The sequence below is a fragment of the Pseudomonas sp. MWU12-2020 genome, assembly GCF_023100605.1.
GTDB classification, from domain to species: domain Bacteria; phylum Pseudomonadota; class Gammaproteobacteria; order Pseudomonadales; family Pseudomonadaceae; genus Aquipseudomonas; species Aquipseudomonas fluorescens_H.
The window spans coordinates 1-388 of the sequence record NZ_JALMEX010000059.1 but is presented as its reverse complement, the minus strand read 5'-3'; the positions used below and the strand labels follow the sequence as shown (position 1 = coordinate 388).

Sequence of the window (388 nt, the reverse complement as noted above, 5' to 3'; positions counted from 1 at the left end):
TGGCACCGTGACCGTTCCGGCCCCTGCCGATGACGTGTACAAAGACGCGGGCAAAGTCGAAGCAACCATTTCCACCGCTACCGGTGGCAACTTCGAGAACCTGGTGCCGAGCACTGTGCCGGCTGTGACTCAGGTCACCGACACCATCGACACCACCACGGTGAAACTCACCGCGACCGAGTCTGCGGCTGAAGGTGGTACCGTCACCTACACCGCGACCGTTGGTGCACCGGTAACTGGTTCGCCAGTGACCGTGACTCTTGCCAACGGTCAGAACATCACTATCGAAGTGGGCAAAACCACTGGCACCGTGACCACCACCGCGCCGAACGATGCGCTGACCGGCCATGCCCCGCTGACCAACGCCATCACCAACGTCAGCGGCGGC

1 protein-coding gene is annotated in these 388 nt (G+C 62.4%); it reads left to right on the top strand.

The annotated features are described in order from the left end of the window. Positions 1–388, top strand: a 388-nt coding sequence (locus M0814_RS29030; RefSeq protein WP_247868584.1) for an immunoglobulin-like domain-containing protein, incomplete at both ends; no start/stop codon positions are given.